The following is a 23,806-nucleotide window of genomic DNA, read 5'->3' on the forward strand; positions in this document are numbered from 1 at the left end:
TACACCGGCGGGCGCAGAGAATGAAGGTTGCCTACGACGACAGGAGGCCGCACCGGACCGGCGGCCCGATTCCATCGACGGTGGGACCGTGCGCTGGCAGCATCCGGCGCATCATGGTCAAGGACCTCCCGCAGCCCGGCACCGCCCGTCCACGCAGCGGGAGATCGCCACGACGGAGCTCCGGTAGGGTCGTCCGCGTGGATCTGGACGACACCGCCGCCCGGCTCGGGGTACCCGTCGAAGACGTCGACCGCCTGCACCGGCTCGCCGGCGACCGGCCGTCGGCGCCGCTGCCAGCCAAGGCCGACGCACCCGAGATCCTCGACCGCCTCGCGGTACGGCCGGACGACGCCGCCGAGATCATGGCAGGCTGGCCCGACCCCGGCTCTCCGCTGTGGACCCCGGAGCTGCGCTGGCTGCTCGATCGCTCGACCGCCCTGGTCCGCGCCGATCTCGGGGGCCACGGCTGGCTGTCGCCCGGGCCGGCGCTGCCGCGCGAACGAGGCCCCGCCTGGCGGCATCTCTACGTGTACGCGTACCTGGCCCTGGTCGACGTCGTCACCGGATACCACCGCGACCACGGCATCGCCGACGCCGTGTCGTGGGCGACCCTCGCGGACCTGGGCCGCAACCTCGCGATCGACCGGCGGATGCACCGCGAGGGCTGGCCGGTCATGCAGAACTGGCTGACGCTGCACGCGCGCGGCGGCATCTACGAGCTGGGCCGGCTACAGCACCAGCGCGGCGGTACCGCCATCGAACTGCACATCCCCGAGTCGGGCCCGATGACCCCCGAGGCGGTCGCGTCGTCGCTCGACGAGGCCCGCGCGTTCTTCCCGCGCCACTTTCCCGACGAACGCTACACGGCGTTCTCCTGCGGCTCCTGGCTGCTCGACCCGCAGTTGCTGGAATACCTGCCCGAGGACTCCAACATCGTCCGGTTCCAGCGGATGTTCGAGCTGGAGCCCTACACGAAGCCGGAAGGGTTGGACGCCGACGTCGAGGTGCTGCGGTTCGTGTTCCGCACCCTGACCACGCCGCTCGACCAGCTGCCGCGCCGCACCGTGCTCCAACGCGCGGTCGTCGACCACCTGAAGGCCGGCCGCCACTGGCACGTCCGCCGCGGCCGTTTCCCGATCTAGCCGCCCCCGTGGGCCTGCGAAGCGGGATCGTCGCCCACGTAGAGGCAGAACGGGTGCCCGGCCGGATCCAGCATCACCCGCACGTCGTCCTGGGGCTGGTGCCCGGCCTCCCGCGCCCCGAGGTCGAGCGCGTGTGCCACGGCCGCGTCGAGGTCGGTGACCTCGAAGTCGAGATGCATCATCATCTGTTGCCGGCCCTCGGCCGGTGGCCACATCGGCGGCACGTATCCGACGGCGGTCTGGAAGCCCAGATAGGCCACGCCGTCGGGCGGCCCGATGGTGACCCAGTCCGGTTCCTCCTTCGTGGTCTCCCAGCCGAGCAGCTCGGTGTAGAACCGTGCCAGCGCCACGGCGTCGGGCGCGTCCAGCACCGCGCCCCAGTAGTCGCGACGGGACTCCCGCGGTGAGCCCGCGCCCTCCAGTCGTCCGCGCATGGGCCCATCCTGTCAGACCACGGGCCCGCACAAGCCCGTCGCTCGCCGGCCGGAGGGGAGCAGGCATCACGGGGCGGCGCGGGCGACAGCGTCTCGGATCGCGACGACACCTCGTTCGTCGCGCGAACCCCCGTCGTCGTGGCCACCGCCGGACGACGACGCGCCCCTGTGCGTCAGACCGCCACCATGCAGTTGTCGGAGCTGCTGTCGCTGCCCCGGGCGCTGACGATGCCGGCGGAGCCGTCGCCGTAGTAGCGACAGAAGAGGCCCGCCGGGCGTCCGCCGAACAGCAGCGGCCCGATCACCGGGGCGACCTCGGCGTCGTGGGGTTCGTCGGCGTCGTCGGCGACGAGCGCGACCCGGCACGTCCGGGGCGCCACGAAGTCCTGCACCACGCTGGTGCCCTCGGCGGCGGCCTCGTCGACGGCGGACTCCCACCTCGCCTGGTCGACGTCGCGGCCGATGACCACCTGTTTGCCGCTCTCGCCCAGGCCCGCCTTGAGCACCAGCAGATCCCGGTTCGCCACCACGAACGGGAGCAGCTCGACCTCGCGACCCTCGCGACCGGTCCTGCGATCCGTGAGGATCCGCGTCCACGGCACGTACCTGTCGACCAGGCTCCGGTCGGCCGCGCTCATCCACGGCCGGCCCTCCGACAGCAGGCCCACGGTCAGCTTGCTGTGCATGAAGGTCGACGTCTGGGTGCCCACGAGCAGGCAGCCGTTGTCCAGCGCGTCCTGCACGTACGAGGTGTCGAGGCCGGCGTCGAGCCAGTCCGGGATGGTGAAGTTGCGCAACCCGATCGGGTAGCGCAGGTGGGGCGGGCAGTCCCACGCCTCCGGCAGCTCCTCCGGCTCGAAGAACCGCGCGGTCAGGCCGTGGTTGTTGAGGTAGTCGGCCTCCAGCTGGAAGTAGCGGCTGCGCACGCCGTCGACCCGGGCGCTGCCGGCGATGGCCACCCGGGGCGCCAGCCCCAGCTCGGCGCAGAGCGAGCGGTACATCTCGGCGCGCACGGCGAACGGGTCGGGCGAGCTGAACGGGGTCCGGCCCTCGGCGTCGGCGTGCAGCCGGCGCCACACCTCGAGGCGGCAGTGCGTCTCGACCACGCCACCGAGGGCGCCGCTGACGTTGAACTCCAGGAACTGGGGCCCGCCCGGCCCGATGACGACGTCCGGCCGCACGACGCAGTCCGGGTAGCGTTCCTCGACGAACGGGTCCCGCACGAACAGCTGGTTCTCGCTCTGCGGCATCCGGTAGGCCGCCAGCCGGCCCGCCGTGGTGGGCGCCGTTTCGAGGGCGGTGCGGCGGAGCAGGTCGACCAGCGCGGCCGCCGCCCGGAAGATCTCGGCGTAGGAGGCGCGGGGGACGGCTATCGGCGCCGCGGGCAGCAGCCGCTGATAGGGCCAGCCGGTGTCCCGCAGCTCGTGGCGGAGCATGTGGCGGATCGTCTCGGCCGGCGCGACCGGCGTCAGGTGATGGGCACCGAACCACGGATGCCCGGTCGACCCGGCGGTGTCGACACCCTCGCGCACGGTCATCTGACGCTCCCCGGAGTCACACGTCGGGCCGGCCGCCGCCAGCGTGCTCGCCGCGGGCCGGCATCTCCGAAACGATGATCGACATAGACTAACATTCACGTCCGACGCGGACCGCGCCGGTTCGTCCACACGTGGCACGGGAGGGTCGTCGATGGCACTGCGTCATGTCCAGGGCAACGAGTACCGCGAGGAACACGGCGGCGACTACGAGGACTTCGAGCCCGGCATGGTGATCCGGCACTGGCCGGGCCGCACCATCTCCGAGACCGACAACACCTGGCTGACCCTGCTCACCATGAACCAGCACCCGCTGCACTTCGACGAGCACTACGGGGCCGGCAGCGAGTACGGCCGCGTACTCGTCAACAGTGGCATCACCCTGTGCCTGGTCGGCGGCATGACGGTGCAGGCCCTGTCGGCCCGGGCGGTGGCCAACTTGGGCTGGGACAGGGTCCGCCTGCGGGAGCCCGTGTTCGTCGGGGACACGCTGTACGCCACCAGCCGGATCCTCGACCGGCGCCTGAGCCGCTCCCGGCCCGGCCAGGGCATCGTCACGGTGGAGACGACGGGCACGAAGTCCACCGGCGAGACCGTCATCGTCTTCGAGCGTTCCTTCATGGTCCGCTGCCGGGAGAGCTCCTCCTGACCTACGCCACGGCCGCCCCCTCGTGCAGCGCCACCGCGGCGGCCGTGTCCTCGATGGCCATGCCGACGGTACGCAGGACGGAGGTCCGGCCGCCCACGCGGACCTCGCCGGTGACCAGCGCACCCAGCTCGTACAGGTCGTCCACGCCGACCAGCCCGGCGGCCAGGGCGGCCCGCACCTCGCCGGCGCCCTCCAGCGCCGCGGTCCGGTCCTCGACGACCGCCACGGCGTTGGCCAGGAGGGCGGGGTCGAGTTCGATCGCGTCCGGGTGGGTGCCGCCGATGACGTTGACGTGCGCCCCAGGGGCCACCCAGTCCGCTTCGACCAGCGGCGTGTTGTCGCTGGTCGAGGTCGCCGTGCAGATGATCGCCGCGTCGGCGACGGCGGCCTTCGCGCTGTCGCAGACGCCCGCCTGCACCGGGTGGGGCACGGCGTCGCGCACCCAGTCGGCGAACTGCTCGGCCCTGGTCCGGGTCCGCGAATACACCCGGACGGTACGGATCCGGCGCACCGCCGCCACCGCGCGCACCAGGGCCCGCGCCTGCACCCCCGCGCCGATGACCGCGAGGTCCCCGGCGTCGTCGGCGGTGCACCAGCGGGTCGCCAGGGCGGCGACCGCGCCGGTGCGCACGGCGGTCAGCTCGGCGCCGTCCAGCAGGGCCGTGATCTGCCCGGTGGTCAGGTCCGTGAGCGCGACGACCCCGTGGATCAGCGGCAGGCCGCGGCCGGGGTTGTCGGGGGTCAGCGTCGTGATCTTGACGCTGCCCACCCCGCGCCGCTCCCAGATCGCGGGGCTGACCAGCAGGACCCGCTGGGGGCCGTGCTCGATGACGGTGCGTGCCGGGGAGGCGGTCCGGCCGGCGGCCAGGTCCGCGAACATCTCGCCCAGCGCGTCGATCACCCGCACCAGCTGAGGGGTGCCCGCCATCTGCGCGGCGCCGACCGTCACCGCCCCGGTCATCCGGCAGCTCCGTCGGTGCCGAACCGGGCGGCCCAGGCGTCCTCGCGGGCCACCGTGGCGCGGGCCATCCGGGCGAACGGCGGGCCGACCATGTTCCCGTCCAGCACGGCGATCCCGCCGTTGGCCGCCCGTACGGCCTCGGCCACCCTGCGCGCCAGTCGCAGGTCGTCAGCCTGGGGGCGGAGCACCCGGTTGATCTCGTCGAGCTCGCCCGGGTGCACCGTCGCCTTGCCGTGGAAGCCGAGCGCCCGCACCCGGGCGGTCTCCTGCGCCAGGACCGTCGGCTCGGCGAGCCGGAAGTTGGCGGTGTCGATGCAGGCGGTGCCGTGCCGCGCGCAGGCCAGTGCCATCGCCTGCCGGGCCGCGAGCATGGCCTCCCAGGTGATCTCGACCCCGAGGGTGGCGGCCAGATCCGCCGAACCGAGGACCAGCCCGTCACTCGCCGCGGCGATCGCGTCGATCTCCGCGACCGCCTCCACGGTCTCCACGGTCACGTAGATCTCCGGATGCGCGTCCGCCGAGGCCAGGATCTGCCGCAGCAGGGCCACCTCGGCCGCCGAGGTCACCATCGTCATCATGACGATGCCGGGCCGCACCGCACATTCCGTGAGGGCCAGCAGGTCCTGCACCGCCGCGACGCTGCCCAGCTCGTTGATGCGTACCGCGACGTTCTCCGGCCGTGGCGCCTTCTCCAGGGCGGCCCCACACACGGTGCGCGCGGCCGGCTTCTCGGCCGCCGGTACGGAATCCTCCAGGTCGATCAGGTGCACGTCCGCGTCGTAGGACCAGGCCTTGACGACCCGGTCCAGCGACAGCGCCGGGGTGTAGAGGATGCTGCGCGGGATCGCCCGCGCGGCGCCGTTCACGGGCTCACCGGCTCGGCCAGCGCGGCGGCCGGGCGGGCGCCCGCCTCGACCAGCACGGAACACAGCCTGGTGATCTGCTCCTCGGTCTGGCCCGCGCGCAGCATCACCCGCAGACCGGCGGTGCCGCGGGCGACGATCGGGAAGAACACCGGCGAGGTGTAGAACCCGGCCGCGAAGACCCGCTGGGCCGCCTCGACGACGGTCTCGTCGGTCATCGGCACCACCCGGATCGGGTACGTGCTGCCCGACTGCTCGGTGGCGAGCAGCGAGTCGAACAACGCGATGTTGGACCGCAGCCGCCCCTGTAGCCGGGTGAGTTCCTCGGTGCGGTGGATCTCGGCCGAGGCGAGCGCGGCGCCCACCGCGGCGGCGTTCATCTTCTGCGAGTAGCCCAGGGGGCCCGCGAAGCGTTCGATGATCCGCCGCGTCTCCTTGGGGAAGCCGTCGAGCAGGATCGCCGTGCCGCCCGCCCCGAACCCCTTGCTCAGGGTCGCGACGGTGATGGTCCGGTCGTCGCGTACCGGGCAGTGCGAGCGGACGTAGCCGATGCCGCGCTCGCCGTACGCGGACAGCGAGTGCGAGTCGTCGTAGAAGACCATGAGGTTGTACCTGTCCTGCAACTCGGCCAGCTCCTCGACCGGCGCGTAGCCGCCGAGGCTGTCCGAGCCGTCCACCACGTAGCAGACGCGCTCGTAGGTGCGGCACATGTCCTCGAGGTAGTCGAGGTCGTGGTGGCGGCAGGTGACGACCTCGGTCTCGTCGGCACAGTTCGGCTTGGCGTTCGCCATCGACACGTGGGCGTTCTTGTCGAACACCATCAGCGGCCGGGTGCCGTTGCCGAGGTGCCCCGACGCGATCAGCGGCAGCAGACCGGTACTGGCCGCCGCCGTGGAGATCGCGCTGACCACCATCGCGTCGAACAGTTCACCCAGCGACTCCTCCAACTCCAGCAGCACCGACGTCTGGACGCGGGTGCGCGGGATGCAGTGGTCCAGGACGCCGAAGCGGCGCAGCGCGGCGACGGCCCCGTCGATCACCTTGGGGTGGGTGTCCAGGTCCAGGTAGGAGCAGACGGTGAAGTTGACGAACTCGTGGCCGTCGGCCATCCGGAACACGCCGTCGGAGAGGTCGCCGACGATGCCGGCGACCCCGTGCTCCTCGGACATGTTCCAGAAGGCGTTCCCCACGCCGATGAGCTTGTCGTTGTTGCGGTAGCGGTGGGTGGGGGTGATGGTCTTGCGCTCGCTCATCAGGAGTTCACCTCGGTGGGCTTGTAGCTGTAGACACCCTTGACCCTCCGGTAGGCGTACGTGTACATGGCGACGCCGAGCGCGTGCGGCCTACGGAGGAGCTTCTTCGACTTCAGCCAGAAGTTGACGTTGATGTTCATCTCGTCCAGCGACTCGGCCTGATGCCACCAGCCCAGCGGCAGGTAGAGCATGTGGCCCGGTTCGAGGACGAAGTCACGGCGCTGGGCGAGCTTGGGCGCCAGTTTCGGGAAGCGCGCCAGGTCGACGTTGTCCAGGTCGAACACCTGGGACTTGTCCCCGAACCCGCGCAGCACCGAGCGCGGGTAGTACTCGCGGGAGCCGGGCGGGGCGATGATGAACCGCTTGCGGCCCTCCAACGCGATGTTGAAGTTCTCGAACTCGTCGAAGTGGTTCTTGGTGAACACGCCACGGTGGCTGATCCACAGGTTCGCCGCGTACAACGTGTCGCCGTAGCCGAAGAACCTGTCCGCGTCGAAGCCGACGACGGCGTTCACGTCGGCCGGGCTGTTGCGGATGTTCGACACCACCCGGTGCCAGGTGTCCGGGCTGGTCAGGTGGCGCTCGTCGGCGAAGAAGTCGCGGAGCTTGATGTCCCGGGTCTCCCAGCGCCCCGGGTGGTTCTTGTCGCCCGGCTCGGTGAACAGGGTGACGGTCATGTCGGCCAGCCGGGCCGCCACGCCGTCGCGGCCGAGGCCCTGCACGTCACCCGGCAGCGCGATCACCACGGGCACGTCGGCCTTGAAGAGGCCGCCGGGGCCGGCGGCCATGAACTCGTCGAACGTCATGCGGGCCACGGGAACCCCCGCCGACCCGTCCGCCTTGGACACTGCGTCCGAAACTCCCATGTCGCCTTTCCTCACTGCTGGAGGCCGCGGTGCGCGGCCGGTCACGTGGTGGCCCTGCGGGCGCTCAGCTCCGCCACCACGTCCACGATCAGGTCCTCCTGGCCGGCGATGGCCTGCCGCCGGCCCAGTTCGAAGAACACGTCACGCGCGTCGACGCCGGCGCGGGTGGAGAGCTCGAGCACCCGGTGCTTGAATCCCGAGAACACCCCGGCCAGGCCGCTCACGATGGTCATCGAGGCGGTCACCGGTGGTGCGGGCATGAGCTCGCGCTCCGCGAGGTCGGCGGCGTCGAGGAGCGCGTACAGGTCGATGCCGGTCGCGAACCCGCTGCGTTCCAGCACCGGCACGAGCACCTCTAGCTGGGTGTTGCCCGCTCCGGCGCCGAAGCCCCGTGCGCAACCGTCGATGATCAGGGCGCCGGCCTCCGCCGCGGCCACCGAGTTGGCGACGGCCATGCCGAGGTTGTCGTGGCCGTGGAAGATCACCGGCGTGTCAACCGCCGCGACGATCGCACCGATGCGGGCGGTGACGTCGGCGGGCAGGAAGTGGCCCGCCGAGTCCATGATCCCCACGGCCTGCGCGCCGTACCCGACGGCCTGCGCCGCGTGCTCGGCCAGCTCGCCGGGGGACGCCATGTGACTCATCATCAGCACGCAGTGCGCCTCGGCTCCGGCCGCACGCAGGACGTCCAGGTGGCGCTCGGCCAGCGACGTCTCGGTGGCGTGCACACCGATGCGGACGACGTCGGCGCCGTGGTCGATGGCCCGCCGCAGGTCGTCGGAGGTGCCCCAACCCGGCAGCATGAACACGCCCATCCGGCTGTGCCGCAGCGCCTGCCGGACCGTCGACAGCATCTCGTCGTCGCTGACCGCGGCCTGGCCGACCTGGAGGGACGACGCGCCGAGCCCGTTGCCGTGACCGACCTCCACCACCGGGATCCGCGCCGCGTCGGCCGCTTCCGCGTACCGGCGCAGGGCGAGGGCCCCGAGCTGGTGGCGCACCGCGTGCTGGCCGTCGCGCAGTGTCGGGTCGTGGATCACGACGCTTCTCATCGGGCCGCCTCCGTCCGGGCGGTCCGGCCCAGCCGGGCCGCGTGCTGCTCGGCGACCAGGATGGCGGCCGAGTTGATGATGTCGAGGTTGCCGGCGTACCGGGGCAGGACGTCGCTGTGGGCGGTGACCTGGAGGGCTACGGTCACCCGGTCGTCGACCACGGTGCAGGCGGTCACCGCGTAGCCGGGGGCGAAGGAGCGCACCTGCTCGGCCGCCCCGTCGACCGCCGCGCGCACGGCGGCGACGTCGGCGCCGGGAATCCGGGCGTGCACGGCCGTGCGGAAGGTCGCCGGCGGCACCGCCGGACTGATGTTGAGGATCGCCTTGACGTCGGGTACGCCGGAGAACGTCGTAATGGCGTGCCGGGTGGTCGCCACGTACTCGTCGAGGTTCAACCGGGTGCCACGGCCCGCGACGTCGCTGGCCACCGTGGAGACGACCTCGACGTAGGTCACCGGGAAGCGGGTCGCGAGCGCGTGCGCGACCGGGATGGACGCCTGACCTCCGCAGCTGATCAGGTTGATGTTGCGCCCGGTCGTCGCCTCCACCCCGGTCACGGTCGGCACCACCATCCGCCCCACCCTGCTGGGCGTCAGGTCGACCACCAGCGTGCCCAGCGGCTCCAGCAGCGCCCAGTGGCGCAGGTGGGATGCCGCGTTGGTGGCGTCGAACACGACGTCGAACGCGGTGCCCGCCGCCAGCACGGCGTCGATTCCGGCGGCGGTGACGGGGTAGCCGAACTGCTCGGCGTGCCGCAGCCCCGCCGAGCCCGGGTTGCGCCCGGCCACCAGGCGGCAGTCCAGCACGGGAGAACGGTGGATCTTGCTGATCAGGTCCTGGCCGATGGCCCCGGTGCCGATGACGGCGACGGAGGCGGGCTCGACGACGCGGGCCCCGGCGTCGGTCACGTCCGCGGTGAGACTCAAGGCGTGCCTCCACGGCGCCGGAGCCGGTCGGTCCGCGACCGCCGGGCGAGGGACCGGCCGGTGCGGGTCGCGCGGCTCGCGGTATCCGGATCGTAGGTTCTCATGTACGTCGTCCTCACCATTCGATGTGCGCGGCGGCCCGGCGGCGGCCCGTGCGCGACGGCGTGCCGGCACACCGTGGCCGGGTGCGCGGGGGCGGGGTCCCGGGCACCGCCGCCGGCCCGCTCGGCTGCGCAGGCCCTGGGCCGAGATGCCCGGACGGCACGCGCGACGCCCACTGCGACGCGACCGCCCTCGGGACGTCGCGGTCGGTGGGTCGCCGGGATGGGGGTGTGCCGGGCAGGTGTCGGGACACGTCGCGACCGGGAACTGTTCGGCGGACTCCGTTCGGCTGGAATTGCCGCACCGTCGAGCAACAAACGGACATATAGCTTGATCTCAGAAGTCTCCACGTAATAACCGAAGAAGCCCCCGTCTACATGCGCGACAACCAATGCCGCCGTTGCGCTCCCGTCAGCCGCAGCGGCCGCCGGCATCGAAGCTATCAGATGGACACGCTCGGTGGACCAGGCTGTTACGTCACTCTCACGACAGTCCACGCTGGAGTGGACGTCGTCACAGAACTGCCGGCGATGGAACGTACGGCGCCACTGTTCGGACCGGTTGTGGCGCTTTGCCACCCCTTGGGGCAGGTCGTCCGCCGCCGCGTCCCGACCGCTCCCCCGCGACCCGGGCCCGCCCAGGTCAGGGCACGGATCCGGCGTGCCGCACCGGCGGCACTGCGCCGTCGACTCCGTCGCGGCCATTTGCGACTATCGTCGTCGGTTCCATCGTGCCGGCAATTTCAGACGGTCCGGTCGAATTGTCGGCGGCGTCGGTTCGACAGGGGCGAAAGAGGAACGGAATGATTCGTCGGCCGTGCCGGCGACGAATCGATCGGCGACGGTGGCCACCGCCGCCGCGCCCCCGCCCGACCGGACCGGACGCGCCACCCGCCCGAAAGGACACTCCATGACGACCACCCACCCGCCCGCACTGAGCAGGTCGCCCCTGGGCCGCGCGTACGTCGAGCACCTCGCCCGGAGCGCGTCGCCCGACGACCCGACCGCCGCCGCCCGGGAGTCGGCCACCCTCGAGCCGTACCAGGACCGGTTCATGACCGGCCCCGCCTTCCTCAGCGAGACCGAGAGCCGGACCGTCGCCCGGGACCTCCGCACCGTCTACGACCTGCTGCGCGCCCTACCGGAGCGGGTCTTCGACGGAGACCTCACCGCACTGGCCCGGGCGGTCGGCATGGATCCCCGGCAGACGGCGCTGATCACGCGCGGCGCCCGCACCGGGTCGCTCGTCCCGCTGGGTCGCGCCGACCTCTACCACGACGGCGCGGGATTCCGCCTGCTCGAATTCAACGTCACCAGCGCGCTCGGCGGCTTCGAGTGCGCCGACATCAACCGGGCGATGCTGGCGTACCCGCCGCTGCGGGAGTTCGTGCGGCGACACCGGCTGCGGTACCGGGACACGCTGGGCTGCATCGTGCGGACGATGTACGCGGAGTGCGCCGCGACGATCCCCACGGACCGGCCGCCGGTCGTCGCCGTGGTGGACACGACGGAGAACTTCTCGGTCGTCGGGTCCCGCCTCGAGGCACTCGCCGAGATGCTGACCGGGTACGGGATCGAGGGGATCGCCTGCCACCTCGGCCAGTTCACGTACCCGCACGGCCGGCCGACGGTGGCAGGGCGCGCCGTCGACGTCGTCCTGCGGTACTTCCTGCCCGAGGACCTGACCGACGCGGCGGTGGCGGCCCAGGTGGAGCCGCTGCTGGTCGCCGTGGAGCAGGAGAAGGTCGGCCTGCTCAGCCGCCTGGACGCCGAGCTCTACGGCAACAAGGGCACCCTGGCCATGCTCTCCGACGACCGGCACCGGGGCCTGTTCGACGACGACGAGCTGGCCTGCATCGACCGGATCCTGCCGTGGACCCGGCACGTACGCCCGCGCGGCACCGATCCCGAGGGTGCCGAGGTCGACCTGCTCGCCTACGCCCGGGCCCGGCAGGGCGAGCTGATCCTGAAGCCGACGCTGCTGCACGGCGGCAACGGCGTCCTCGCCGGCTGGGCGGTGAGCGGGGCCGAGTGGCAGTCCCGGCTCGACTCCGCGGTGGGCGGCCCGTTCGTGCTGCAACGCCGGGTCCAGCCCGCCGCCGAACCGTTTCCCGACGGTGCCGGTGGCGTGCAGGACCTCTATCTCAACTGGGGGGTCTATCTGGCCGACCGCGATGTCGTGGACGAGGACGGGTACGCCGGCTGCCTCGTGCGCGGCAGCACCGACCCGGGGGTCGGGGTGGTCAGCATGGCCGGCGGCGCGAGGATCGGCTGCACCTTCCACGGCGGCTGAGCGCCCGCCGCCGACCGGGCGGGCGGCGACGGGGACATCGGCCTGCGGCACCGACCAGGTGTGGGTCGCCGCGCCCGTACCGCCGCCTGTCGGGCACCGGATCCCGGTGCCCGACAGGTGTCAGCGGTCCACGCCGGCAGCAGGGGCCGGCACGGTCGGGCGTTCAGCGCCCGTACGTGCCGGCCGGCGTCCCGCGGACGGGCTCACGCACCCGCGCGCACCCGGTCGATCCAGGCCTCGACGTCGTCGGCGGTACGCGGCATGGCCGACGACAGGTTCTCGTGACCGTCCTCGGTGACCAGCACGTTGTCCTCGATGCGGACGCCGATGCCGCGGAACTCCTCCGGCGCCAGCAGGTCGTCCGCCTTGAAGTACAGACCGGGCTCGACGGTGAGGATCATCCCGGGCTTCAGCTCGCCGTCCATGTACTCCTCACGCAGCAGCATCTGGCAGTCGTGCACGTCCATGCCGAGGTGGTGGGACGTGCCGTGGACCATCCACCGCCGGTGCCAGCCGCCACGCTCGCGGTCCAGCGTCTGCTCGAGGGTCACCCCCTCCGGCAGCAGCCCCCACTCGTGCAGCCGCCGGGCGATGACCACGTTCGCGGCGGCGTGGATGTCGCTGAACCTGTTGCCCGGCTTCACCGCCGCCATGCCGGCCTCCTGCGCCTCCAGGACCGCCTCGTAGATCTTGCGCTGCACGTCCGTGAAGCGACCGGTCACCGGGAGGGTGCGCGTGATGTCGGCGGTGTAGAGGGAGTCGACCTCGACACCGGCGTCGACCAGGATGAGGTCGCCGTCGCGGACCGGCCCGGTGTTCTTCGTCCAGTGGATGGTGTTGGCGTGGTCGCCGGACGCGCAGATCGTCTCGTAGCCGACCCCGTTGCCGTCGTGCCGGGCGTACAGGCCGAAGAGCCCCTCGACCCACCGCTCGCCGCGCTCCTTGCCGACGGCCTCGGGCAGCCCGGCGATGATCGCCTCGAAGCCCCGGTGGGTGGCGGCGATCGCCTTGCGCATCTCGCCCACCTCCCACTCGTCCTTGAGCAGTCGCATCCCCGAAAGGTGGCGGGCCAGTTCCTCGTCCGCCTCGTGCTGCTGGGTGACCGACGTGGACGTCTCCGCCTGTGCCCGGGTCTCGTCGACGAGCCGGGCGAGCTCGCCGTCGGCCCCGCGCACGACACGCACGACGGTCGCGCCGGCGTCCTTGGCCAGGACGTCCGGCAGCGCGTCGATGTGCCGGGTGCCGATGCCCAACCGCTGCTCGACCTCGCCCATCGTGGGGCGGGGCCCGACCCAGAACTCGCCGAACCGGGAGTCCGCGAAGAACTCCTCGCTGTCGCGCGGGGCGAGCGGCCGGAAGAACAGGATGGCCTCGTGGCCCTCGGGCTTCGGATCCAGCACCAGGACGCTGTCGGGCTCGCTGTCGAAGCCGAGCCCGGTCAGCCAGGCGAAGGCCGTGTGCGGCCGGAAGGTGTAGTCGGTGTCGTTGCTGCGCACCTTGAGGCCGCCGGCGGGGATGATGAGCCGCTCGCCCGGGAACCGCCGTGACAAGGCCGCCCGGCGGCGGGCCGCGTGGTCGGCGACCTCCGCGCGCGGGACAGGTGCCGCATCCGGACGGGCCCAGCCGGAGGCGATGAAAGCGCGGAATTGGTCGCTCGTCGGGGTGTTGCGGTGGCTCGCTTTCACCTGCTCGTCGCTTGTCATGGTCGATATCCTGCCATGCGCCGTGGAGCCTCGGCAAAGCTGCGAGAGCCCTCGGCCGGGGCCCTTGAAGCGCCCCCGAGACACGGGTGGTTCGCGGTCGTCACCGCAGCGTGTCCGCCTCGGGCCGGGCTATCGACGTCCGTGCCGACGGTACGGACCGACGAGTTTCGCCGGAACGCCACAATCGATCGACATCTTGACATCCGTTGTAGCATTTCCCAAGCCGCTCGACCGGCTTCCGGGGCGCGCTTGTGAACGCCGCCGTTTCCGCTTTGTTTGATCCGACCGTCCGAAGCGGTCGCCAACTCACGGAAAGCGAAGTGTCCATGCAATTATCTGCGTTGGGTTCCGCGGTGAAGACGGCTCTCGGCCGCGATTCGCGTCGTCGGGGCAGGCGGATCGTCGTCGCGGTCGCGCTCGGTGTGGCACTCGTGGGCGGGGCGGGTGCCGGCGCCGCGGCCGTCGCCCCCGCGCCGCCGCAGGAGCCGGCCGACGCGACCACCGCCGGTCATGCCGTACGACAGGGCAACGTCACCGTCGACGGCGCGACCCTGCGCTACTCCACCACCGGCAGCGGCTCACCACTGGTGCTGCTGCACGGCTGGCCGCAGACGTCGTGGGTGTGGCACAAGGTGCTGCCCACCCTCGCCCGACAGCACACCGTGATCACGTTCGACCTGCCCGGCCTGGGCGCCTCCACGGTCCCGACCGGCGGCTACGACAAGGCCACCACGGCACGACGGATCCGGCAGGCGGTCAACCAGCTCGGCTTCACCCAGGTGGCCCTGATCGGTCACGACCTCGGCGCGATGGTCGCCTACAACTACGCCCGCGACTTCCCCACCGAGGTCACCCGGATCGGCGTCGTGGAAAGCCCGCTGCCCGGATTCGGGTTGGAGAACTTCTACGGGATCAGCTGGCACTTCCTCTTCAACGCCGCACCCGCGCCCGTCCCGGAACGCATCATGGACAACGAGGACGTCCCCACCTATCTCGGAATGCTGTTCGACCGCGCGCAGCATCCGGAGGCGATCGACCGCAACGTCTACCACCGCGCGTATGCCGACCCGGCCAGGCGGACGGCGGGATACGAGTACTACCGGGCGTTCAAGGCCGACGCCGCCGACAACCAGGCCCACGCCCAGACGAAGCGACTGACCATTCCCGTGATGGCCATGGGCGCGCAGTCCGTCTTCGGGCCGGCCGTCGCCGCCTCGTACCAGCAGGTGGCCAGCGATGTCCGCACCGTCGTGGCCCCCGACACGGGCCACTGGATCGCCGAGGAGAACCCGACCTTCTTCAGCGCCTGCGCGTTGCTCTTCTTCGGACCCTCCACCGGCACCCCGTCCAGCCCCGACCTCGCCGGCTGCGCCCCCTGACAGTGACTCCGCCCGCCGCCGCCCGCACCCGGTGACGACGTCCGCGAAGAGCGACGTGTTCCCCCAGGTCCACCACCGGGTCCGGGCGGGGCGGTCACGGGATGCCTAGCTCTCGCCGTAGACGAGTTCCATCGTGTCGGTACGCCCGGACCAGCGGAGTTCGAGGCGCCAGCAGCCGGCCTGCGGCATGTCGATGATCGACGGGCCCGGACCGCCGGCGACCTCCCGGATCACCCGCGTTCCGGTGCCGTCCAGGGTCGCGGTGATCCCCAGGGCGGCCCGGGAGGCCGCGTCGGAGGGTGTCGCGGTGGGACGGGCGACCCAGAGGATCTTGTTGTTCGACCTGTTCTTCCCGTCCAGCCCCAGCGGGTGCCCGAACAGCACCGCGACGATCTCGCCGTTCGCGCCGAAGACGTGCGGCATCCGGGTGCTCCCGCTGAACCCGGCGTCCGCCCAGTCGGGCAGCGGCCCTGTCTCGACCCGGGAGCCGCAGCCCGTCGTGGCATCCGTCGGCGCGCCCGCCGACGCCGTGACGGCCCGGGCGTCGACCTGCGGGGCCGACGGGCCGGCTGTCGTGCACCCCGCCAACAGCACCACCGCTCCCAGCGACACCCTGCGCCATGAACCCATCTCATGCCCTCCCGACGACCGGATCGTGCGTCTCCACTGTCAGGACACCGGCCGGCTCCCCCGGGTTCCCGACCCGAGCCCTCCGGGTGGTCGGCGCGAACCCGCCCTCAACTCAGGGATCTGGCGATCTCGATCGCCTCGAGCCTGGTGAGGTCGCCCTCGATCCGGTAGCTCACGCCGGCCTGCTGCCAGATCAGGGTCGCGGCGGCGAGCCGTGCGGTCTCCACCCGTACGGTGCCCGCGCGATCCACGTAGGCCACCGGGTGCGGGGCGTCGATCCAGACAGCGAAGCCACCGTTGACCTGGACCAGGGTGGTTCCCGGTCCGGCCGCCTGCTTGTGGAAGGCCGTGTCGAGACCACCGTCGAAGGCGTCGATGCGCAGCGCGCCCCCGTGGTAGAGCAGCGTCACCACCCGGCAGGCACCCGCGTCGTCCGGATCGGCGACCAGCACCTGCTCGGGCGGGCCCAGCTTCGTCGGCGTGCGGACGGGAAAACGCACCTTCCGCTGCGCCTCGGCCACGGCGACGGACCGCTGCGTCGGTAGCGGCGAGGCGGCGCCGGTGGGAAGCGCCGGCTCGGGCGTCGTGGCGATCGTGATGCCTGCGAAGCGCAGCAGCCCGGCCGCGGCGTCGGCGAGAGCGGCTCGTCCCGGCGGCAACACCGCCACGACCACGGCGGTGAGCGCCGCGGCGAGGAGGTAGCGCCACCGGCGTCGCCTCCGCACGGGTGCGGCGAGCCGTACGCGTACCCGGGCGGTCACGTCGGGCGGATCGGGCGTCTCCAGCCAGGCGGAGAGATCACGCAGTTCGCGTTCGAGGTCATCCACGGTGCACCTCCGCGACGTCGAGCAGGCCGCGAAGCTTCGCAAGTGCCCGGGAGGTCCGCGACTTCACCGTGCCGCGCGGCCAGCCCAGCATGGTCACGGTCTCGTCCTCGCTGAGGTCGAGGAAGAACCGGCACACGATCACCTCACGGTCCTTCACCGGCAGCAGGCGCAGCGCCCGCACCAACGTGGCGCGGCGTTCCCCGGCGAGGACGGCCTCGACGGCGGCATCCTCGCCGATCTCCGAATCCGGCCTTGCCGTCTCCGCGCGCAGGGCGAGCCCGTCGCGCCGGCTGCGCGACCGGTGCAGGTTGCGGGTCTCGTTCGCCACGATCGCCATCAGCCACGACCGGAACGACGACTCCCCCCGGTAACGCGAGAGCTTGCGGTGTCCCTTCACGAACGCCTCCTGGACGACGTCCTCCGCGTCCGGGCCCGCGCCGAGCAGCACCGCCGTCCGGTACGCGGATGCGGTGTGCCGGGAGACCAGGAGCTCGTAGGCCTCCAGGTCACCCGCCCCGGCGCGGGCGACCAACTCTTCGTCGTTCAGGGATACCTCCGGTGGGGACGTACACATGACACCGCCCGCGCCCCGGGGGTTCCACCCACGAGGGCACAGCCGTCGGGGCACAGCACCGCGCCGCCCGACACCGGTCGTCCCGGATCCCGGCCATGTAGCAAACCTTCTTGACGATTCATCGACGTGTAGCTAAGTTCCAGCAATCCGAACTGAGGCCGTCATCGATGAACGGCTTCCCGTCACGATCCCACGGCCGAGGGTGCGGGCACCCCTGCTCCTTCCCCACAGCCTCGGCATGAGCTGGCAGGAGGCAACCCGGCATGTCGTCGTTCCGCCAGCTCCGCCCACCCGCACGCCGTCCCCTCGCGCCCGGCCCGGCCGTGGCCGTCCTGGGCCCGACGCTTCCGACCCTGCCCTCGTCCGGCAGCGCTCCAAGAGCATCGGGACGATGCCCGAACCACCGTCGGCGCCTGCCGGCAGCGACGGTTCACCGCACGTGACGCGAGCCCGACCGCTCCTGCCGGACATCGTCGGTCGGTGGACCGGCCGAACACATCCCGTCGAATGAGGTCAAGCCATCATGAAGGGCCACACCTCGACTCCGCCCGTGAATTGCAAGCAATTTAGCCACGACAAAGTGTCACTGTTTTTAACCGAAGCGGGACGAGACACCACTAGGGTCAGGGCGCTGATTGATCAGCGTCGTGTCGGAATTCGTCCGGAGTGGGTGGGAAACCGGAAGGGGTGGGAATGAGGGGAGTCGCGCCGTTGGTCATCGGCATCGCTTCCTCGCCGGCCGAACGCAGGCAGCTCGCGCGTCTGCTCGGCGGGACGGAGGCGTTTCTGATCGTCTCGAGCGTCGATCAGGCACGGAAGTTCCTCGACGAGTCCGGAACCCCCCGCCCCACACCGGTACCTCCGCCCACAGGGCCCCTGACAGTCGAGCCCGCGCAGGGCGCCGTGACGCCGCCGCCGGCCGTCCTGAGCGTCGACTCCGACCGACGCGTGCTGCGCTGGTTGGACCGCGAGATCGAGCTGACCCGGCTGGAGCACGACTTCCTGCGGTGCCTGGTCGGCGCGCCCGGCCAGGTCTGGACCTACGAGCGGCTGCACCTCGAGGTCTGGGGCAACGTGCACCTCGGCCGCGGCTCCGACATGCACTCGGTCGTGCGGAGGGTGCGGCACAAGCTGGCCCGGCTGGACGCCTCGGCGACGATCCACGCGGTCCGCGGGGTCGGCTTCCGCCTCGCGCCGCTCTGACGGGCAGCACCGCAGTCCCACCGGCACCACAGCGTCTGACCGGCGGCACAGGGCCGCGGCCCTGTGCCCGTTGCCTCTTTGATCGTCCTTAGGACGCGGTACGGCCCGCCTGGTCGGAGACCAGGCGGGCCGTACCTGTCAGTTGACGCTTGGTGTCAGCAGCGCACGGGAGACAACGCGAAGTCCTCCACCGTGGGGGTGGCGGTGTTGATCCTCGCCTGACGGGTCTGGGGCTTCCAGCCGTCCTTGGCGACGATCATCGTCAACGGGTTGTTCCGACGGTCCATCCAGTAGGCGTACTTGCCCTCGGCGTCGGTGGCGAAGGTGAAGGACATCGCCCACGAGTCGACCTGGACGATGGCCCCGGAGATCGGCGAGCTGGCACCCTGACAGCTCGTCCCGGTGACCGTGCCCATCAGCTTGCCCCACGTCGTCGGCTGCAGCACGTTCATCGTCACCGCCACGGGCTCCACCGTGTACGGGGTGTTCTCCTTGATGGCGACCGAGGCGGAGTAGGTGCCGGGCTGGTCCACGCTCGCCGTCATGCCGACGTTGACCGTGACAGCCTGGCCCGGCGCCAGGGTGGCCGCCGTCTTGTCGATCGTCATCCAGCTGACGTCGGCGGTGCTGACGGCGCACTCCTCGAACCCGGGCAGCGCCTCGCTGTCGGGGGTCGCGGTGAAGCCGCCGGACGAGCCACCGACCTTGTAGAAGCCGCACGCCGCGCCACCGCGGTACCGCGCCGTGTTGGCGTTCGGCAGGCTGGACCACGAGCTGGTCGCCGGGTCGTAGGCGAAGCCTGCGTTGGTGATGGCGCCGCCCTGCGAGCCACCGACCACGAGGAACTTGCCGTTGGCCACGGCGAACGAGCTGGCCCAGTTGTCGGCCGGCGCGTCGGCGATGGCGGTCCAGGTGTTGGCACCCGGATCGAAGGCGTAGCTGGCCTTCTGCGCCGCGGAGCCGTCGTTGCCTCCGGTGCAGTAGACGATGCCGTCGATCCCGCCGCAGGAGGCGAAGGCCACCGACTTCGGGTAGTCGGCCATGGTCTCCCAGCTGTCGCTGGCCGGGTCGTACCGCACGACGTCGTTCGACATCGGCGTGCAGGACGACGTGGTGCAGCCACCGATGGCGTACAGCTTGCCGCCCACGACCGCCTGACCGGCGGCGGAGCGCGGCGCGGGGTTGTCGGCCTTCTCCGTCCAGGTGTTGGCCGCCGGGTCGTACGACCAGGTGGTGCCGTCGGGGCCGGCCGCCGCCCAGCCACCGGTCGCGATGATCTTCCCGTCCACGACGCCCACCGTCATGGCGGTACGCGCGCCGGGCAGATCGGCGATCGGCGCCCAGGTCTGCGCGATCGGGTCGTAGGCGTAGTTCTTCGCGCTGGACACCGAGCCGGTGCCGCCGGCGATCGAGTACACCTTGCCGCCCAGGTTCACCACCCGGTTGTCCATCACGACCGCCGGGTAGTCGGCGATGTCGGTCCAGGGGTCGGCCTGCGGACCCACCTCGGGCGACGCCGCCGCCGTCGACTTGCCGGACGTCTTCGCGGCGAACGAGGTCGGGACCTCGAGCCGCTGCTCTGGCGCGCCGCGGGAGCCGAGCACCTCCTGCTTGCCCATCCGGGACCCGTCGGCCCGGAGCAGCTCGAACCCGCCGTCGCGCTCACTGAACTCGACCTCGACCGGGGCGCCGCCGGTGTTGGTCACCGTGAACGCCTTGGTGACCTTGCCGGTGGGCATCCGGACCGTACCGGTGACCTGCGCCGGCTTGATCGACAGGCGCCCGGCCGCGAGCTGGAAGTTCGTCGCGGTCGCCCAGTCGGCCTGGACGTTGACCTGCTTGCTCTGGCTGACGTAGTTGCCGGCCCGGGCGGTGAACTTGTGGGTGTCCGTCAGCGACGAGAACAGCCAGTAGAAGCCGTCGGCCAGCCCCGGGTCGTCCGGGGTCGCCACGGTGGTGGCCTTCTCGGTCGGCCGGTCGTCGCTGGTGACGGTGGCGCCGTTGACGTAGCCGTTGTCGTTCTTGTCGCGGACGTGGCCGAGCACCAGGCCGCCGTCGATCGGCTGGCAGACGAGCTGGCTGCCGATCAGCACGTTGTCGACCGCCCACCACCACTCGTACGAGGCGTCGTAGTAGCGGAACCGGACCCGGGCCTGGGCCTGGCCGGCGGCCTGCGGGATCGCGACCTCGGTCACCTTCGGACCGCGGACGTCGGCCGCCTGCCGGAGCACGTTGGTCCACGTGGTCCCGCCGTCGAGGCTGAGGTCGACGTCGGCGCGGTCGCTGCCCAGCCAGTTGTAGTCCTGGTTGAACCGGATCACCGGCGCCGCGACGCCCGTCAGGTCGACGACGGGGCTGACGAGGGAGGTGTCCTGCTTCCCACCGGAGCCGTACTCGTCGCTGTCGATGATCGCGAAGTTGCCGGTGCCACCGGTCAGGTTGCCGCGGGCGCCGTCGTCCGTGAACTTCCAGACCTGGCCGCTGGCCGCGTGGTCCACCACGGACCAGCCGGCCGGCACGGTGCTGCCGTCGAAGGTCTCGTACTCACCGTCCGATCCGAACGTGTAGCCGGGCGCGGTCGTGCAGGCGTTGGTCTGCACCGGCACGGCCACGTTCGCCGTGGCGTTGCCCGTGCCGACCACGACCTGCTTGGTCACCGTCTGGTAGCCCGGGTACTGCGACTCGACCTTCAGGTTGTACGTGCTCCCGGCCGGCAGCTTGAGGCTGTAGCGGCCGTTGACGGGCGTGGTGTAGTCGGACACGCCCGAGGGGCCCTCCACGGTCACCTTCGCGTAGAGCGGCCAGCCGTGCCCGGAGCCGTCGGTGACGGATCCGCTGACGGTGACGCTCGGCACCGCCGCCAGCGCCACGTCGACCGTCGTGGTCGCGTTGCGGGCGACCGCCGCCGGCGTGGTCTTGGCCTGGTAGCCGAACGCCGCCACGGCGACCTGGTAGTCGCCGACCGGAAGCAGGGACGAGTACGTCCCGTCGGCCCCGGTGACCAGCTCGCGGTCAGCCGGGCCGGTCAGGGTCACCGTGGCGCCGGCGATCGGGCCGCCGGTGGCCGCGTCCGTGACCTTGCCGGCCAGGGTGCCGGTGTCGCCGATCGGGGCGGCGCTGAGCAGCGCGAGCGCGTCGAGCCGGCCCTCGCCGAAGACGTTGTTGTCGTCGGCGGTGCCGCCGCACTGGGCGTCGGCCTTGTCGATCGCCGAGTTGTCGAGCAGTGCCCGGGTCGCGGTGACGTCGCCGGCCAGCGCCGGTGCGGCGGACCACAGCAGCGCGATCGCGCCCGCGAGGTGCGGGGCGGCCATCGAGGTGCCGTTGTAGCTGGCGTAGCCGCTGCCCGGAATGCTCGACCGGACGTTCACGCCGGGCGCCGCGATGTTGGGCTTGATCTCGCCGTTCTGGCCGGCGCCTCGGGCGGAGAAGCTGGCGATGTTGTTGTTGACGTCGTAGGCACCGGCCGAGTAGTTGCTGACCAGGCTGCCCGGGGAGCCGCTGGTCTGGCACGCCGATCCGCTGTTGCCGTTGGACCAGACGCCGAAGATGCCCGACGCGGCCCAGGCCAGCGTCACGTCCTCCATGAACGGGTCGTTGGAGGGCAGCCGCGTCCCCCACGAGTTGTTGATGATGTTCGGCCGCTTGCTGGCGTCCGGGTTCTGACCGTTGAGGTCGGTCGGCTCGAGCATCCACTCGCCGGAGGTGACCAGCGCCGCGTCACTGGGGCAGCAGCCGTTCGCCGCGATCCACCGGACCTCGGGGGCGACACCGATCTGGTTCGCGCCGTCGGAGCCGGCCATCGTGCCCATGGTGTGCGTGCCGTGGCCGTTGGTGTCACAGGGCGCGGTGGCGCAGGTCCCGGCGGCGTCGAACCAGTTGTAGTTGTGGTCGAACGTGCCGTCGCCGTTGTTGCCCCGGTAGGAGTTCACCAGCGCCGGGTGGTTGAACTGGACCCCGGTGTCGATGTTCGCCACCGTGATGCCGGCGCCCTTGACGCCGTACTGGGACCAGACGTCGTCGGCGTTGATGTTCGCGATGCCCCATTCGAGGGCGTTCACCGTCTTCTCGTCGGTGCCCTTGGTGACTTCGGGCACCTCGTACGCGATCGGGGCGTACAGGCCCTCGACCTCGGCGTGCGCGGCGAAGCTCTGCGCCATCGCCAGGGAGCCGCCGCTGACCCTGATCGCGTTGGACGCCCAGAAGGTCTGGTACTTCGTCCCCGAGCTGTCGAGCTCAGCGCGGATCTTGGCCTGGCTGCCGGCGGCGGTCTTCTTCAGCGCGTCGGCGACGGCGGTGCCACGCTTGGCCCAGTCCTTGATCGCGGCGGCCTTGCCGAGATCCGCCCGGTCCTTGAAGCGGATCCAGAAGTCGCCCTCGGTCTTGCCCTGGAGTTCCTTGGTGAGCTCCGGCCGGATCTTGTCGGACGGAGCGGCCTGTGCGCCTGTACCGGTCGCGGCCAGGCCTGTCGCGGCGAGGACCAGCGCCGCACCGGCGCTGATCAGAGACCTTGCCAAGCGCCTCGTGGGTGGACGTGTGAACATCGGTGGTGCCACCTCCAGAACGACCCAGAGTGGAACGAGCCATGGTGGAGGGTGCAGGAACTCGTCTCCGTTCGGTTGAACCGGAATCGACCCCTGCATGCCCCCCAGGCACCGCGCGGGTCGCGCCGGCTGCCCGTCTGGACACTATGATCGACAAGAAAGGACGATCAAGAACTTGCCGTAAGCAATTTGTCACTAACCGTTGGCCAGCGATCGGAGAGCTTGCCAATGATTGTCACGGTCCTGACGAGAATGGGCAGAAGCTGTCCCTAGTTTCCGGGTGGGTGCTGTGGGGGCACGCGACGAAAGCACGACGTCGGGCGGACCAGAGCCGACCGACGAACCGTTTCCGCTGGTGATCGCGGTGACGCCGTCACCGGCCGAACGGATCCGACTCGCGGAACGCCTGGACGGCGTCGCGCCGCTGCTGCTGGTCGCCGACCTCGACGAGCTGCGCAGGCTGATCGCGGCCCCGCCGCGACTTGCCCCGGAGCCCGCCGCGGCGGGGACCGTCGGCACGCCCACCGCCGGCGACGACGACACGCTGCTGATCGACTCGGCCCGTTCGACGGCCCGCAGCCGGGGCCGCGAGATCGGCCTGACCCGGCTCGAGCACGACCTGCTGGCCTGCCTGACCACCGAGCCCGTCCGGGTGTGGAGCTATGCGGAGCTGCACCGCTCGGTCTGGCGCGACGAGGGGCGGGAACGCAGGGCGGACGTGCAGTCCCTGGTGAAGCGGCTGCGCCGTAAGCTCCACGAGCTCGGCACCGGTGTGGCCATCGACGCGGTGCGCGGCGTCGGGTTCCGGCTGACGGACCACCAACAGCCGAAGGTCAGCGGGTCATGACGGCTGCCTGACTTGGGCAGTTCCGCG

At 71.4% G+C, this 23,806-nt stretch carries 19 protein-coding genes; 6 read left to right on the forward strand and 13 right to left on the reverse strand.

Going from position 1 to position 23,806, the window contains the following annotated elements; genetic code table 11:
• Nucleotides 1–197: 197 nt before the first annotated feature.
• Nucleotides 198–1,142: an acyltransferase domain-containing protein gene (locus AB0D32_RS17035; protein ID WP_357090608.1), complete on the forward strand. Its 945-nt coding sequence runs from the start codon at nucleotides 198–200 to the stop codon at nucleotides 1,140–1,142.
• Here the strand turns inward: AB0D32_RS17035 and AB0D32_RS17040 are convergent.
• On the reverse strand, nucleotides 1,139–1,576 hold the full coding sequence (locus AB0D32_RS17040; RefSeq protein WP_357090611.1) for a VOC family protein: 438 nt from the start codon (nucleotides 1,574–1,576) through the stop codon (nucleotides 1,139–1,141). The genes AB0D32_RS17035 and AB0D32_RS17040 overlap by 4 nt on opposite strands.
• A 173-nt stretch (nucleotides 1,577–1,749) precedes the next feature.
• A complete protein-coding gene (locus AB0D32_RS17045; protein WP_357090613.1) occupies nucleotides 1,750–3,114 on the reverse strand; it encodes a hypothetical protein in 1,365 nt (454 codons plus the stop codon).
• 151 nt (nucleotides 3,115–3,265) lie between these two features.
• On the opposite strand from AB0D32_RS17045, the gene AB0D32_RS17050 reads away from it, so the two are divergent.
• Nucleotides 3,266–3,760: a MaoC family dehydratase gene (locus tag AB0D32_RS17050; RefSeq protein WP_357090615.1), complete on the forward strand. Its 495-nt coding sequence runs from the start codon at nucleotides 3,266–3,268 to the stop codon at nucleotides 3,758–3,760.
• A 1-nt stretch (nucleotide 3,761) separates the two neighbouring features.
• On the opposite strand, the gene AB0D32_RS17055 is transcribed toward AB0D32_RS17050, so the two are convergent.
• The 6 genes from AB0D32_RS17055 to AB0D32_RS17080 all read right to left on the reverse strand — a co-directional run bounded on the left by AB0D32_RS17055 (nucleotide 3,762) and on the right by AB0D32_RS17080 (nucleotide 9,681).
• Nucleotides 3,762–4,721 carry an ornithine cyclodeaminase family protein gene (locus tag AB0D32_RS17055; protein WP_357090617.1) on the reverse strand — a complete coding sequence of 320 codons (960 nt, stop codon included), beginning with the start codon at nucleotides 4,719–4,721 and terminating at the stop codon, nucleotides 3,762–3,764.
• Complete coding sequence (locus AB0D32_RS17060) at nucleotides 4,718–5,587, reverse strand: aldolase/citrate lyase family protein (RefSeq protein WP_357090620.1); 870 nt, start codon at nucleotides 5,585–5,587, stop codon at nucleotides 4,718–4,720. Before AB0D32_RS17060 ends, AB0D32_RS17055 begins: the two co-directional genes overlap by 4 nt.
• On the reverse strand, nucleotides 5,584–6,837 hold the full coding sequence (locus tag AB0D32_RS17065; protein ID WP_357090622.1) for an aminotransferase class I/II-fold pyridoxal phosphate-dependent enzyme: 1,254 nt from the start codon (nucleotides 6,835–6,837) through the stop codon (nucleotides 5,584–5,586). The genes AB0D32_RS17060 and AB0D32_RS17065 overlap by 4 nt, the downstream gene beginning before the upstream one ends.
• Nucleotides 6,837–7,643 carry a cupin-like domain-containing protein gene (locus tag AB0D32_RS17070; protein ID WP_357090624.1) on the reverse strand — a complete coding sequence of 269 codons (807 nt, stop codon included), beginning with the start codon at nucleotides 7,641–7,643 and terminating at the stop codon, nucleotides 6,837–6,839. The genes AB0D32_RS17065 and AB0D32_RS17070 overlap by 1 nt, the downstream gene beginning before the upstream one ends.
• 101 nt (nucleotides 7,644–7,744) lie before the next feature.
• A complete protein-coding gene (dmpG, locus tag AB0D32_RS17075; RefSeq protein ID WP_357090626.1) occupies nucleotides 7,745–8,755 on the reverse strand; it encodes a 4-hydroxy-2-oxovalerate aldolase in 1,011 nt (336 codons plus the stop codon).
• Entirely contained in the window at nucleotides 8,752–9,681 is a 930-nt protein-coding gene (locus AB0D32_RS17080; protein WP_357090629.1) for an acetaldehyde dehydrogenase (acetylating), read from the reverse strand. The genes dmpG and AB0D32_RS17080 overlap by 4 nt, the downstream gene beginning before the upstream one ends.
• A 1,011-nt stretch (nucleotides 9,682–10,692) precedes the next feature.
• Here AB0D32_RS17080 and AB0D32_RS17085 point away from each other — a divergent pair.
• Nucleotides 10,693–12,075 (forward strand): hypothetical protein, encoded by a 1,383-nt coding sequence (locus tag AB0D32_RS17085; protein WP_357090631.1) that lies wholly within the window; start codon nucleotides 10,693–10,695, stop codon nucleotides 12,073–12,075.
• Between the two features lie 203 nt (nucleotides 12,076–12,278).
• Here the strand turns inward: AB0D32_RS17085 and AB0D32_RS17090 are convergent, their stop codons facing one another.
• Nucleotides 12,279–13,778: an aminopeptidase P family protein gene (locus tag AB0D32_RS17090; protein WP_357090633.1), complete on the reverse strand. Its 1,500-nt coding sequence runs from the start codon at nucleotides 13,776–13,778 to the stop codon at nucleotides 12,279–12,281.
• A gap of 353 nt (nucleotides 13,779–14,131) precedes the next feature.
• Between AB0D32_RS17090 and AB0D32_RS17095 the strand changes: the two genes are divergently transcribed.
• A complete protein-coding gene (locus AB0D32_RS17095; protein WP_357090635.1) occupies nucleotides 14,132–15,157 on the forward strand; it encodes an alpha/beta hydrolase in 1,026 nt (341 codons plus the stop codon).
• Nucleotides 15,158–15,262: 105 nt separating this feature from the next.
• On the opposite strand, the gene AB0D32_RS17100 is transcribed toward AB0D32_RS17095, so the two are convergent.
• From AB0D32_RS17100 to AB0D32_RS17110, 3 genes are all read right to left on the reverse strand, one after another.
• A complete protein-coding gene (locus AB0D32_RS17100; protein ID WP_357090638.1) occupies nucleotides 15,263–15,787 on the reverse strand; it encodes a hypothetical protein in 525 nt (174 codons plus the stop codon).
• 107 nt (nucleotides 15,788–15,894) lie between these two features.
• Nucleotides 15,895–16,614: a hypothetical protein gene (locus AB0D32_RS17105; RefSeq protein WP_357090640.1), complete on the reverse strand. Its 720-nt coding sequence runs from the start codon at nucleotides 16,612–16,614 to the stop codon at nucleotides 15,895–15,897.
• Nucleotides 16,607–17,188, reverse strand: a complete 582-nt coding sequence (locus tag AB0D32_RS17110) for an RNA polymerase sigma factor (protein WP_357090642.1) — start codon at nucleotides 17,186–17,188, stop codon at nucleotides 16,607–16,609. The genes AB0D32_RS17105 and AB0D32_RS17110 overlap by 8 nt, the downstream gene beginning before the upstream one ends.
• Before the next feature lie 903 nt (nucleotides 17,189–18,091).
• Between AB0D32_RS17110 and AB0D32_RS17115 the strand changes: the two genes are divergently transcribed.
• Complete coding sequence (locus AB0D32_RS17115) at nucleotides 18,092–18,391, forward strand: winged helix-turn-helix domain-containing protein (protein ID WP_357090644.1); 300 nt, start codon at nucleotides 18,092–18,094, stop codon at nucleotides 18,389–18,391.
• Nucleotides 18,392–18,546: 155 nt separating this feature from the next.
• Here AB0D32_RS17115 and AB0D32_RS17120 read toward each other — a convergent pair whose 3' ends face one another.
• Complete coding sequence (locus AB0D32_RS17120; RefSeq protein WP_357090646.1) at nucleotides 18,547–22,905, reverse strand: S8 family serine peptidase; 4,359 nt, start codon at nucleotides 22,903–22,905, stop codon at nucleotides 18,547–18,549.
• A gap of 382 nt (nucleotides 22,906–23,287) precedes the next feature.
• On the opposite strand from AB0D32_RS17120, the gene AB0D32_RS17125 reads away from it, so the two are divergent.
• Nucleotides 23,288–23,779 (forward strand): winged helix-turn-helix domain-containing protein, encoded by a 492-nt coding sequence (locus tag AB0D32_RS17125; RefSeq protein ID WP_357090648.1) that lies wholly within the window; start codon nucleotides 23,288–23,290, stop codon nucleotides 23,777–23,779.
• The last annotated feature ends 27 nt before the right edge of the window (nucleotides 23,780–23,806 follow it).

The sequence above is a fragment of the Micromonospora sp. NPDC048170 genome, assembly GCF_040652795.1.
GTDB lineage: Bacteria > Actinomycetota > Actinomycetes > Mycobacteriales > Micromonosporaceae > Micromonospora.